This window comes from Pseudomonas sp. IT-P44, from assembly GCF_949768225.1.
Taxonomy (GTDB): domain Bacteria; phylum Pseudomonadota; class Gammaproteobacteria; order Pseudomonadales; family Pseudomonadaceae; genus Aquipseudomonas; species Aquipseudomonas migulae.
On the sequence record NZ_CATKQM010000015.1, the window covers coordinates 56,453 to 69,169 of the forward strand.

Annotated in this window: 12 protein-coding genes; 11 read left to right on the forward strand and 1 reads right to left on the reverse strand. The window is 60.3% G+C overall.

Going from position 1 to position 12,717, the window contains the following annotated elements; translation table 11 throughout:
- Nucleotides 1–73: 73 nt before the first annotated feature.
- Nucleotides 74–499 carry a YciI family protein gene (locus ACM6IO_RS09725; protein WP_414911358.1) on the forward strand — a complete coding sequence of 142 codons (426 nt, stop codon included), beginning with the start codon at nucleotides 74–76 and terminating at the stop codon, nucleotides 497–499.
- Between the two features lie 100 nt (nucleotides 500–599).
- Here ACM6IO_RS09725 and ACM6IO_RS09730 read toward each other — a convergent pair whose 3' ends face one another.
- Nucleotides 600–1,568: a hypothetical protein gene (locus ACM6IO_RS09730; RefSeq protein ID WP_414911359.1), complete on the reverse strand. Its 969-nt coding sequence runs from the start codon at nucleotides 1,566–1,568 to the stop codon at nucleotides 600–602.
- A gap of 343 nt (nucleotides 1,569–1,911) precedes the next feature.
- Here ACM6IO_RS09730 and ACM6IO_RS09735 point away from each other — a divergent pair, with 343 nt between their 5' ends.
- The 10 genes from ACM6IO_RS09735 to ACM6IO_RS09780 all read left to right on the forward strand — a co-directional run bounded on the left by ACM6IO_RS09735 (nucleotide 1,912) and on the right by ACM6IO_RS09780 (nucleotide 12,685).
- Complete coding sequence (locus tag ACM6IO_RS09735) at nucleotides 1,912–2,703, forward strand: hypothetical protein (protein WP_008036310.1); 792 nt, start codon at nucleotides 1,912–1,914, stop codon at nucleotides 2,701–2,703.
- 11 nt (nucleotides 2,704–2,714) lie between these two features.
- Nucleotides 2,715–4,154: a DUF1254 domain-containing protein gene (locus ACM6IO_RS09740; RefSeq protein ID WP_414911360.1), complete on the forward strand. Its 1,440-nt coding sequence runs from the start codon at nucleotides 2,715–2,717 to the stop codon at nucleotides 4,152–4,154.
- Nucleotides 4,155–4,166: 12 nt separating this feature from the next.
- Nucleotides 4,167–5,114, forward strand: coding sequence for a transporter (locus ACM6IO_RS09745; protein WP_414911361.1), 948 nt, complete (start codon nucleotides 4,167–4,169; stop codon nucleotides 5,112–5,114).
- A gap of 61 nt (nucleotides 5,115–5,175) precedes the next feature.
- Nucleotides 5,176–6,156, forward strand: a complete 981-nt coding sequence (locus ACM6IO_RS09750) for an AAA family ATPase (RefSeq protein WP_414911362.1) — start codon at nucleotides 5,176–5,178, stop codon at nucleotides 6,154–6,156.
- On the forward strand, nucleotides 6,156–7,103 hold the full coding sequence (locus ACM6IO_RS09755; protein WP_414911363.1) for a DUF58 domain-containing protein: 948 nt from the start codon (nucleotides 6,156–6,158) through the stop codon (nucleotides 7,101–7,103). The genes ACM6IO_RS09750 and ACM6IO_RS09755 overlap by 1 nt, the downstream gene beginning before the upstream one ends.
- Nucleotides 7,100–7,675, forward strand: coding sequence for a DUF4381 domain-containing protein (locus ACM6IO_RS09760; RefSeq protein ID WP_414911364.1), 576 nt, complete (start codon nucleotides 7,100–7,102; stop codon nucleotides 7,673–7,675). The genes ACM6IO_RS09755 and ACM6IO_RS09760 overlap by 4 nt, the downstream gene beginning before the upstream one ends.
- Nucleotides 7,662–8,654, forward strand: coding sequence for a vWA domain-containing protein (locus ACM6IO_RS09765; protein ID WP_008030183.1), 993 nt, complete (start codon nucleotides 7,662–7,664; stop codon nucleotides 8,652–8,654). Before ACM6IO_RS09760 ends, ACM6IO_RS09765 begins: the two co-directional genes overlap by 14 nt.
- Before the next feature lies 1 nt (nucleotide 8,655).
- Nucleotides 8,656–10,236 (forward strand): VWA domain-containing protein, encoded by a 1,581-nt coding sequence (locus tag ACM6IO_RS09770; protein WP_414911365.1) that lies wholly within the window; start codon nucleotides 8,656–8,658, stop codon nucleotides 10,234–10,236.
- Nucleotides 10,233–11,663, forward strand: a complete 1,431-nt coding sequence (locus tag ACM6IO_RS09775; protein WP_414911366.1) for a hypothetical protein — start codon at nucleotides 10,233–10,235, stop codon at nucleotides 11,661–11,663. The genes ACM6IO_RS09770 and ACM6IO_RS09775 overlap by 4 nt, the downstream gene beginning before the upstream one ends.
- Entirely contained in the window at nucleotides 11,660–12,685 is a 1,026-nt protein-coding gene (locus tag ACM6IO_RS09780) for an HAD family hydrolase (RefSeq protein WP_008030176.1), read from the forward strand. Before ACM6IO_RS09775 ends, ACM6IO_RS09780 begins: the two co-directional genes overlap by 4 nt.
- Nucleotides 12,686–12,717: the final 32 nt, after the last annotated feature.

The window sequence follows — 12,717 nt, forward strand, 5'->3', positions numbered from 1 at the left end:
GAAGCGCTGTCGATTTAAACGTCGGCCAATCGACCATGCTGTGAGTCACTCACATCCATTGGAGACAACCCCCATGCGATTCATGATCATTGTCAAAGCCAGCCCAGACTCCGAGGCTGGCGTGATGCCCAGTGAAGAACTGTTGACCGCGATGGGCAATTACAACGAGGAACTGGTCAAGGCCGGGATCATGCTGGCCGGAGAAGGCCTGCACCCGAGCAGCAAAGGTGCGCGCGTGCGTTTCTCGGGTGACAAGCGCACGGTGATCGACGGCCCGTTTATCGAGACCAAGGAATTGATCGCCGGCTACTGGCTGTGGCAAGTGAAGTCGAAAGAGGAAGCGATCGAATGGGTCAAGCGCTGCCCTAACCCGATGCCGGGTACCGAAGCTGAGATCGAGATCCGCCAGGTGTTCGAGGCGGAGGATTTTGGGGCCGAGTTCACGCCGGAACTGCGGGAGCAGGAGGAGCGGCAACGAGAGCAGATGAACAAGCGCTGAGCCCCCACCATAGCGCCACGATCACGTCCAGGTCCTGTGCCATTGAACGGACGTGATCGGGAGCTCGACGTTCACCCGTTTAACCTGATACTTATCAGGGTTAAACGATATTAATGGTTCTTGGAGAACTAGGTTTTCCGCGAACAAAGGTGTGGGCTGTAATCACACCGACCAATTCCCCCTGTTTAAACTGTATAGAGCTGGATGCATTTTCACCGGTGAATTCAAGTTTCAGACGACTACCGTCTGCCCTAAGCCATTCAACCTTAACCCCCTTCTTCAACTGAACACCTTTCATGGATCTAGTCGTCAGTGTTTTTGAACTGCCAACCGTCTGCAGAATAATGGTTGTCAGTATGACACCACCGTCTTGATAGCCCACGTCCACTGGCAGCTGAACAAATTCTTGCGGGCTACTCTCCAGACTCAATTTGATTGATAAGTTTCCATCCGTTTCGTCACCGCAATCCAGGCTCCAACGAGCAACGGGGTTAAGTGTTTGAGATCCTTCTGGCGGTTCGAACACTGGAACCAGTTTCGGCGGTGTCGCCGCATCCGAAGACAATTCAATGTTCTGGCCTATTAACGGGCTACCGCGAAGAGGTTCCACCTCAATTAAATTACTGCTACCCCTTACCGCATAAACAATATCTCCAGACTTGAGCTCTGAGCCATTAATCCGGATGACTAACTGTTCAATTGGCTTGGGCGACATGACCTGACATGAAATTTCCAATGGCATATTCAATTGCCGACTCATTAGAACGAGCACAAGAGCACCGCTCTTTCCAACTTCCGGACTGATTTTATAACTTAACTTTCCGTCGACCAGCTCGTGCCAGGATTCCAATTCCGGTTCCACCAGGAGTTTAACGCCCTCATTATTATCCACGACCGCCAGATAAATCTCTTCGGCGACTTCCGGTGTGGCTTCTATATCGAGAGTATTGTCCTCTCCATAAAACAGGGCGATTGTCTCGTTCGGCAATACCGGCTTGCCGTTGAAAAGAATCGTGGCTTCGTCCCAGGAACGATCGGGGGCTGATTTTTTATTGGGCTGGTTCATCATGGTGTGTTCTCGATAATCGTCGGTGATTGAAAACTGGGCATTTAACTATCAGCGAAAAACACGCCGCCGAAAACTGTCACAAATCACAGGTCGCAAAGACTCATCGGCAATATGCCGGCTGCTTTTTATTCGAATACGGAATGCCATCCCACGTTTTGTTTGAAGCGCTTGATCATCATCAACAACCACTTCACAGGCAGAGAAGTGCGCCCTTCGACTGGATTACCCGCCGACAACTGCTAACGTCATCAGACATGTCCTACAGGCTTGATAGGAAAGAGATTACGCATAACGGCCGCCAAGTGCCGAGTAGGCCAATGAGCCACCAAGGAACCGGGGAATCATGTCGAACACTCCAGGAGCGAGCGCCCTTTTGTTGGCGGTTTCAATAACGTCCGCCGTGTGTGCCCAGGCGGACAACGCTGACACGGCCAACAAAAGTAACAACCCGTTGAACCTCGCACCGGGGATGAACCTGCAGGACTACTACACCCCGAAGTACTACGACTCGAATATCCACACCAACGATTTGCTGGTGCGCGGGACGCTGCCGATTGCGCCCAACGACTTCATCGGCGTCCCGCAGTTGCTGCGCGCCACCGCACCGATCAGCACCCGTCCCGATCCGCACGGTGGCTACAGCACCGGCGAAGGCGATCTGAACCTGTTTGATATCTTCCTGCTCAAGACCGAAGGCGTGCAGTTGGGCATTGGCCCGATGATCACCGCGCCCTACGCCGATCGGGACGAGCTCGGCACCGGCAAGTGGCAAGCGGGGCTGGCGGCCATTGCGATTGATTCATCGCCCCGTGGCTTGCTCGGTGCGTTAGTGCAATACCAGAGTTCTTTTGCCGGCGACAGCGACCGCCCGCATGTCGAATCGGCCACCCTGCAGCCGTTTGTCATTCACAACCTCGATAGAGGCTGGTACCTGCGCTCCACCGCGATCTGGACCTTCGACCTGAAGAACGACACCCATTACATCCCCCTCGGTCTGGGTGCCGGCAAGGTCTGGAAGTCCGGGTCCAATATTCTCAACGCCTTCATCGAGCCGCAGTGGACCGTCGAGCGCAAGGGCGATGGCTTGCCGCAGTTCACGCTGTTCGCGGGGATCAACGTCACCTTCGGCAAATAAGGACCTTATTTATGCACGGTGCAATTCGCGCAGCCGGTTACAGCCTGATGAGCATGTTTGTCAGTTGCGGCGTTGGCGCTCAAGACGTCAGCGTCAGTCAAAAGACCGGATTCACCGCCAGCCCGGAAGAAGCGCGGGCCATCGCCAAGGAAGCTTATTTGTACGGCTACCCGGTGGTGGAAATGTACAAGACCCTCTACACCCAGGCGGTCGACAAGAAGAGCCCGAACTTCAAGGCACCGCTCAACCGGATCGGCAACACCGCACAGGCTTTCACCGCCAAGGACACGGCCTTCGTCACGCCCAACGCCGACACGCCCTACTCGTTTATCTGGATGGATCTGCGGGCCGAGCCGGTGGTGCTGACCCTGCCGCCCATCGAAGAACACCGTTACTACTCGGTGCAACTGATCGACGCCTACACGCAGAATTTTGCGTATCTGGGCACCCGCAGCACGGGCAACGCCGGCGGGCATTTCATGATCGCCGGGCCGAATTGGCAAGGTCAGCAACCGGTTGAAATCGACCGTCTGCTGCGCAGTGAAACCAACATCGCCTACGCGCTGTATCGCACGCAGTTGTTCGACGAAAAAGACCTGAGCAAGGTCAAGAACATCCAGAAGGGCTACACGATCGAGCCGCTGAGCCACTACGTTAAACAAAAGGCCCCGCCTGCCGCGCCGAAGGTCGACTGGCCCAAGCCCAAGCCGACCATGAGCGAAACCCCGGAGCTGTTCGGCTACCTGAATTTCATGCTGTCGTTTGCCCCGCCCCAGGACGCGGAAAAAGACTTGCTGGCGCGCTTCGCCAAAATCGGCATCGGAGCCGGCAAGCCGTTCAAACCCAACGAGCTGCCTGCCAGTCAGCGCAAGGCCCTGGAAGACGGCATCGCCGACGCCAAGGCCGAATTCGCACAGTTTAAAAAGGACAAGGTCGACAGCCATCAGGTCAGCAGCGGCGATTTGTTCGGCACCCGTGACCACCTCAACGGTAACTACCTGTACCGCTACGCCGGCGCCAACATGGGGATCTTCGGCAACTCTGCCGAGGAGGCGAATTACATCGGCTATTTCGTCGATAAGGACGGCCAGCCGGTCGATGCCTCGAAACACGATTACACGCTGCATTTCGACAAGGGCGCCCTGCCCCCGGCCGACGCGTTCTGGTCGCTGACGATGTACGACGGCAAGAACAAATTGCTGGTCGCCAACCCGTTGAATCGTTACCTGATCAACTCGCGAATGCTGCCGGATCTCAAGCTGGATGCCGACGGCGGCCTGACCCTCTATGTGCAGCACAAAGCCCCGGCCAAGGACCTGCAAAGTAATTGGCTGCCAGCGCCGAACGGGCCTTTCTACGGTGTCCTGCGCCTGTACCTGCCAAGACCGGAAGTCTCCAGCGGCGAGTGGAAAATGCCCTCGTTGACGCCAGTCACCCCACAAAATCAATAAGCGGAGCCAGCCATGGTCAGGTCTTTTGTGGTACGTCCTTTGTTGGCCCTCTGCGTGGTCGGCAGCAGCCCGCTGGTACTGGCGGCAGAAGGCGGTGGCGGCCGGCCGATGACCGGCTTGCAGGTATTTTCCAATGCCGGGATCGTGCCACCGGAACCCGGCTGGGTGATGTCGTTGAGCAGTTTCTGGTACGACGGCGAGCTCAAGGGCAACGTGCAAGTGCCTATCGTTGGCGCATTGAGTGCCGGGCTTGAGCTGCAAGTGTCTTACACCATGGCCAACTTCACCCATGTCTGGGACACCGGCAAGGGTCGCTGGAACTATGCGTCGGCGATTGGCGTGCCGGTGCAGTACACCGACATTACCGCGAGCGTCACCGGGCCTCGTGGCCGGACGCTGGGAACGGAAGACACCGGCACCCAGTTCGCCGACCTGCTGGTGACGCCCATCGCCGCCGGCTACCACTTCGACGAGGTCAACCACCTCTCGTTGTCCTTGCCGATCTACCTGCCAACCGGCGCTTACAACGATGATCGCCTGGCCAACGCCGGGCAGAACAACTACACCTTCATGCCCACCGTGGCCTTCACTCACCTCGACGGCAAGGGCGGCGAGTTCACCTTATCCGGGGGGCTTGAGTTCTACACCGAAAACGACGCCACGGACTACAAGAACGGCAACCTCTTCACCCTCGATGCGCTATGGACCCACGGCTTCGGCAACGGCTGGAACGCCGGCATGGCCGCGGGCTACATCCAGCAGCTCACCGACGACTCCGGGTCAGGCGCCAACAGCGGCTTTCGCGGACGCTCGGTGGGCGCCGGTCCGACGGTGGGCTGGGCCGGCAAATTCGCCGACGCCCAAGCCAGCGTCAACGCTCGCTGGATCCCGGAGTTCGACACCAAGAACCGGCCTGAAGGCAACGGATTCAGCGTCAACCTGACTTTGGCGTTCTTCTAGAAGTGAACAGGGATCGCCAGTTTTATCGATCAACCTGCCAACCTTGAATAAAGGCCCCTCAATGACCGCACTCAACGACCTCAATGCCCTGCAAGCCAGCATCGCCGAAGCGGTGCTGGGCCAGGATCAAGTGATCCGGCAGATTCTGCAGGGCCTTCTCGCTAACGGCCATTTGCTCCTGGAAAGCTTGCCCGGGCTGGCCAAGACCCGCACGGTGAAAGCGCTGGCCAAACACCTGGACGCGAAGATGAGCCGCATCCAGTTCACCCCTGATCTCCTGCCGTCGGACATCACCGGGGCCGAAGTGCTGCACCAGATCGATGGCAAGAACGAGATCCGGTTCCAGCCCGGTCCACTGTTCGGCAACCTGATTCTGGCCGACGAAATCAACCGCGCACCGGCCAAGGTCCAGGCGGCCCTGATGGAAGCGATGGAAGAACGGCAAATCACCGTGGCCGGCAACAGCCATGGGCTGCCGGAGTTGTTCATCGTGGTCGCCACCCAAAACCCCATCGAACAGGAAGGCACTTACCCGCTGCCGGAAGCGCAGATGGACCGTTTCCTGATGAAGGTGCTGCTCGATTACCCGAGCGCGGAAAACGAGAGCCAAGTGCTGCGACTGCTGCGTGAAGAGGAGTTTGCGACAGGCGCCAAGACCGCGCCGGTGCAAGGTTTCGCGCTGTCGCAGGACGTGATATTCGCTGCACGCCGGGAGGTCAGCGCCATCCATGTGTCCCCGGCCATCGATCGTTACCTGATCGACCTGATCAACGCCACCCGCCATCCGACGGATTACGACGCGGACCTGGGCCGCTGGATCGCCATCGGCGCCAGCCCGCGTGGCGGCATCGGCCTGGACCGTTGCGCCCGCGCCGATGCCTGGTTGCAGGGGCAGGATTTTGTCTCGCCGGACAACGTGCGCGCCGTGGTGCATCCGGTGCTGCGCCATCGTTTGCAGCTGAGCTATGACGCGGTCGCCGATGGCGTCACGGCCGATCAGGTGCTGGATCGCCTGCTCGATAACGTTGCGATTCCTGCCTGATGTTGAAAACAAAAAGTGTCGACGGTCTGGTCTATGTCTCTCTGGCGCAATTGATGGCGCTGGAATTCAAGGCCCGTGACCTGAGTTTCCTCGCACGCCAGCCGCAAGGCAGCATCCTCGCCGGCAACCACGCTTCGCGGCTGCGGGGGCGCGGGCTGAATTTCGATGAGTTGCGCCGCTATCAACCGGGGGACGACTTGCGTCACCTCGATTGGCGCGCCTCGCTGCGCACCGGCAAACCGGTGGTGCGCACGTTCACCGAAGAGCGCGATCGCCCGGCGTTGATCCTCGTGGACCAGCGCATGTCGATGTTTTTCGGCTCGCAACGCAGTTTCAAATCCGCGGTTGCCGCCGAACTCGGCGCACTGGCGGCGTGGATGGTGTTCAACGCGGGCGACCGGGTTGGAGGGTTGGTATTCAACGACTCACGGATCGACGCGATTGCCCCGCTGCGCAGCCGCAAACGGATCGAAGCGCTGTGCAGTCGCATCGTCCAGCAGAATCAGGCATTGAGCGCGGCCAACCCGGACGCCGAGGGCGAGGATCAGCTCGATAAAGTCCTGCAACAGTGCCTGGCTGTGGCCGGTCACGATCACCTGCTCTGCATCGTCAGCGACTTTGCCGGTGCGGGCGAACGCACCTTGCAACTGATGCGGCAACTGGCGGCGCATAACGATGTGATCGCCATGCAGGTGTACGACCCGCTGGCGTTGAACCTGCCGAAAAATGGTCGTTTGCTGATTACTCAAGGTCAGTTGCAAGTCGAGCTGGCGGTCGAACAACGCAGTGTTCATCAGCCGCTGGGGGATTTTCTCAGCGGTCGGCTCAAGGACGTCGCCACGCTGCTGCGACGCAGTCAGGTGCCGTTGATGATGTTCAGTACGGCGACCGAGGCGCAGGCACAACTGCGCGCGGAACTGGGAAAACTCGGTGGGGGGCGGCGATGAATCCCAACGTGCCGAGCATTGAACAACTGAAGGAAATTGCCCTGCCGGCGCCGGTCAGTTACGCGCCGCAGACGTGGGGCTGGTGGGTGTTGCTGGCGGTGTTGATGGCTGCTGTGTTGCTGGTGGGTGCACGGCGGTATTGGCAGTGGCGGCGGGATCGGTATCGGCGCGAGGCATTGGTGCGGTTGGCTGAACTGCAAAGCAGCGATGATCAAATCAGCGCCCTGCGCGAACTCCCCGAACTGCTCAAACGCGTAGCCCTGTCGATGCCAGATCCCGTAGGAGCGAGGCTTGCCCGCGAACCAGGCCCCACGGTATCCCAGACAAACCGTGTAATCGTTCTTCGCGGGCAAGCCTCGCTCCTACAAGGTCCTGCGGCGCTAGGTAATGAGCGTTGGCAGGCATTTCTGGCGCAGCACAGTGCGCAGCCGTTGCCTGCGGATTTCAGCCGGCAATTGGCGTTGCTGGCCTATGCGCCGGATGCAACATTGCTGGCATTGCCCAATGATCAGCGTCAGCAGCTGTTCGACACCTGCAAACACTGGGTGGAGTCGCACCATGTGGCAGCTTGATTACCCCTGGCTGTTACTGCTCCTGCCGCTGCCCTGGTTGGGTTACCGCTACCTGCCCGACTACCGCGAAGCTCGCAGCGCCGTGCGGGTGCCGTTTTTTGGCGCCATGAGCCGCGCGGTCGGTCAGGCGCCGAGCGCCGCCGGTACACGCAACAATCGCTGGCAATTGCTCCTGAACCTGCTGGTCTGGGCGCTATTGCTGCTTGCGGCCGCACGCCCGGTGTTCGTGGAAAAACCCATCGAACGCCAGCAACCGGTGCGCGATCTGATGCTGGCCATCGACATCTCCCAGTCAATGGAAACCACTGATTTCACCGATGCCAACGGGCAGAAAATCAATCGTCTGGCGGCGGTCAAGGACGTGGTCCACGGTTTTATCGACAAGCGTAAAGAAGATCGCCTGGGCCTGATCGTGTTCGGCAGCGGCGCGTATCCGCAGGCGCCGCTGACACTGGATCACGCCAGCCTGTCGCTCTTGTTGGACGACACCGGCATCGGCATGGCCGGGCCCAACACCGCCATCGGCGATGCGATTGGCCTGAGCCTGAAGTTGCTGGATCAGGCCCATGAACAGGAAAAAGTCCTGATCCTACTCACCGACGGCAACGACACCAGCAGCGCCATCACCCCGGATCACGCGGCGTCGATGGCCGCCGCCAAGGGTGTGGTGATTCACACCATCGGCATTGGCGACCCGAGCGCCGAAGGCGAAGCCAAGGTCAACCTGCAAGGCTTGCAGCAGATCGCCGACGCCACGGGTGGCAAGTTCTTCCGCGCCGAAGACCGCACCGCGCTGGATCAGGTCTACCGCACCCTCGACACGCTGACCCCGCACCAGGTGAAAACCCTCAGCCACCAACCGAAAAAGGATCTGTTCTGGTGGCCGCTCGGCGCCGCTATCGGTTTGCTCGCGCTCTACCATCTCGGCGCCTTGCTGCGTCCGCACCTGACCCTCGCGCGTCAGCGGCAGGAGGCTTGAGATGGAGATCAACCTCAGCGACTTGCACTTCCTCCGTCCGCTGTGGCTCTTGCTCGTGCCGTTGGGTGCCTTGCTGCCGTGGCTCTGGAGGCGCAGCCGGGATGTGCAGCGGCGTTTGCGCAGCAACATTGCCGAGCACTTGCTGCCGCACTTGCTGATGACCCCGCAGGACCAACAGCGCTTGCGGCCGGTGCATCTGGTATGCGCGCTGTTGATGTTGGGCGCCCTCGCCGCTGCCGGGCCGACCTGGGAGCAGGACCGGCCGGACTTTCTGGAAAATCGTGCGCCGCTGATCATTGCCATCGACCTCTCGCCCTCGATGGACGCCAGCGACATGCCGCCCAGTCGCCTGGAAGCGGTCAAACACAAACTGCACGACCTGATCCAGCGCCGCGCCGGTGCTCGCAACGCGCTGATCGCCTACGCCGGCAGCGCGCATCTGGTGCTGCCGCCAACCGACGATCCGGCGTTGCTCGATACGTTTATCCAGGCATTGAGCAGTGACCTGATCGGCAAACCTGGGAAGGATGTCGGCGCGGTGATCGACGAGGCCAAACGCCTGTTGGCGGCGGAGAAAACGCCGGGCACGTTGTTGCTGATCACCGACGGCGCCGACACCTCGCAACTCGCCGGCCTGGGCAAGCAACTGAACGACAGCACGCTGCAAGTGTTGATCCTCGCGGTCGGGCGCGAGGATGGCGGGATCATTCGCGACGCCAATGGCCAGCCGCGCACCGACAGCAACGGCCGCCCGGCCCTTGGCAGTTTCGACCAGGCCGCGCTCAAGCAGTTGGCATCAGCCATGGCGGCGCCGCTGGGCAGCCTGACGCTCAATGACAACGATCTGGACTGGATCGAACTGCACGCCCGTCAACATTTCCAGGCGGCCAGTGACGAGCAGCGTGAGTTGCATTGGAAAGACGCCGGATACTGGCTGTGCTGGCCGCTGTTGCTGATCGCGTTTTTCTGCGTGCGCAAAGGCTGGAGCCTGAACTGGACGGCCGGTTTGCTGCTGGCGCTGGGCATCGGTTTTCAGCCCACCAATGCCCAGGCCAACGCTTTGACCGATGCATTTTTCACCCCCGACCAGCAAGGTCGCTGGGCCTTCGAACATGAGCATTTCCCGCAGGCTGCCGCCCTGTTTGTAGATCCGTACTGGAAAGGCATCGCGGCCTATAACGCGGCGGATTTTGACCTCGCGCTGGCGAGTTTTGCGCGACTGGAAACACCCCAGGCGTATTTCTACCTGGGCAATATTTACGTGCGCCGTTTCAAGTTTGATCAGGCCATCGCGGCCTACACCCAGGCGCTGAAGCTGCAACCACAGTTCCCGGAGGCCACGGCCAATCTGGCGTTGGCCATCGCCCTGGAGAAAGACACCGAGAGCGCCGAACAGAACGCGCCTGAGGTCAAACCCGACGAAATCAAGATGGACAAGGCGCCGGGCAAGGGACAAAGCAAAGCCGTGGAGACCGAGCAGGCGACGTCGGACGCGTTGTGGTTGCAGAACCTGACGACATCGCCAGCGAAATTCCTCAAGCAGAAGTTCAGCTTGCAGGATCAGGTGGGGGGCAAGCCATGAATCGAGTCATGGCCATCGCGAGCAGGCTCGCTCCCACAGGGGAGTTGAGGCGATCACAAAAAATTGATTTCAATCCAATCAACTGTGGGAGCGAGCCTGCTCGCGATGGCGTCCGCTCACTCACCACAAAACTTGCCGCCTTGCTCTGCTGCCTGATCACCACATCCGCCCTCGCCACCGAACCCGAACTGCGCATCCAGACCCGCCTGCAACCCGCTGACCCGGTCATGGTCGGCGGTCTCCTGGAACTGCAACTCGACGTCCTCACCGACAGTTGGTTCACCGACGCCCCCGCCCTGCCCGACCTGAAACTGCCCGGCGCGCTGGTGCTGCCGCCCGACGGCCATGCCGAGCACATCAACCAGACGCTGGACGGTAAGGCGTTCAACGGCATGCGCTACAGCTACCGGATCAGCCCGAATCTGGCCCGGAGTTTCGACATTCCGGCGCTGACCGTGCAGGCCACGCCGGGCCAGGCCAGCGCCCCGTTGAGTGCGCAAAGCAAGCCGCTGCATTTCACCGCCAAGCAACCACCTGGATTCAAATCCGGCGAACCGGTACTGGTGGCGCAAGGGCTGCGTTTCACGCAAAAAGTCATCGACTCGGCAACGCCTTTGAAGGTCGGCGACAGCCTGACCCGGCAACTGACCTTGCAGGCCGACAACGCCGTGGCCATGTCGTTGCCCGCGCCGTCACTGGGTGACGTAAGCGGCCTGAGTCGCTACCCGAAAAATCCGAAAATCAGCAGCCTGGACGACGGCCGAGGCAACTTCACCGGCGGCCAACGCATCGACACCGTGACTTACCGAATCGACAGCGAAGGCCATCACAACCTGCCCGCGATCGAGCTGAAATGGTGGGACACCAACAGCCAGCAAACCCGCACTGCACAAGTGCCGGCGGTGAGCTTCAAGGCCATCGCCAACAGTGCTTACACGCCAGTGTTCTCGATTGCCGAAGACCTGAAACAAATGGGCGAGCACAGTCGCGTGCGTTTTTCCAGGCACTGGCTGGTTGTCTTGCTGCTGCCGGCAGTGCTGCTCCTGGGCTGGTTCGCAAGGCCTTTCATACACCGCGCTTACCTGTCCGTGCGCGACCGACGCCGTGCCCGACACGCCGCGTGGCTGCAATCCGCCGACTACGCCTGGCGTCAGATTCCACGGCAAATCAACGCCCGACCGGCGCAACTCAGCGCCCTGTACCTGTGGCTCAAACGTAGTCGCGGGGGCCTGAAATTGAGCGTCCTCGGCCCGCGCCTGCAGGACCTGTTACGCGCCTGTTACAGCCGTCAATCGACCGAAGATCAGGCGCTGCGCCAACTCGGGCAATCCTTGTCTACGCTGCATAGTCAGGCGCGAGGCAGCAACGTCCGGACCGTTCCCGCACTGCGGCCGCTCAACCCCGTCCACGAGAAGGAATTCCCATGACGAACGCGACATCAAGCCACCATCGTTTCGGGCTGACGCTGCTCTTCACGCTGATCCTGCCGCTGCTGGCACACGCCAACGAGCCATTGCCGTCGTGGAATGACGGCCCGGCGAAAAAGCACATCATCGAGTTCGTCCAGACGGTCACCGACCAATCCAGCAGGGACTTCGTCAAGCCCGCTGACCGCATCGCCGTGTTCGACAACGACGGCACCTTGTGGAGCGAGCAGCCGATGTACTTCGAACTGCTGTTTGCCCTGGAAGAGGTCAAGCGCACCGCGCCGCAGCACCCGGAATGGAAAACCACCCAGCCCTTCAAGGCCGTTCTGGAAAACGATCACCAGGCACTCGCCGCCGCCGGCATGGACGGCATCATGAAGATTTTCGGCGCGACCCACACCGGCATGACCACCGAAGCCTTCGACGACTACGCCAAGACCTGGCTGAGCCAGGCCCGGCATCCGAAGACCGGCAAGCCGTACACCGAGATGATCTTCCAGCCGATGCTGGAAATGCTCGACTACCTGCGCGGCCAGGACTTCAAGACCTACATCGTCTCCGGTGGCGACACCGGGTTCATGCGCGCCTTCGCCGAGAAGGTCTACGGCATCCCGCCCGAGCAAGTGATCGGCACCACCTTCGTCACGGCGTTCCAGTTCAAGGACGGCAAAGCTTCGATCGTGCGCACGCCCAAACTGGCCCACAACGACGACGGCCCGGGCAAACCGGAAAGCATCGACGCGGTGATCGGCAAGCGGCCAATCCTGGCGTTCGGCAATTCCGACGGCGACCTGCAAATGTTGCAGTGGACTGCCGCCGGCCCCGGCAAACGATTCATGGGGTTGGTGCACCACACCGACGCCAAACGCGAATGGGCCTATGACCGCAAGTCCGATATCGGGCGCCTGGACAAAGCCCTGGACGAAGCAAAAACCCGTGGCTGGACTATCGTCGACATGGCGTCCGAATGGCGCCGGATCTATCCGTTCGAGGCAGCCGCCACTCCCGAGCAAGTGCAATAAAAAGCGTGACGCAGGACTGCAATAAACGTTTG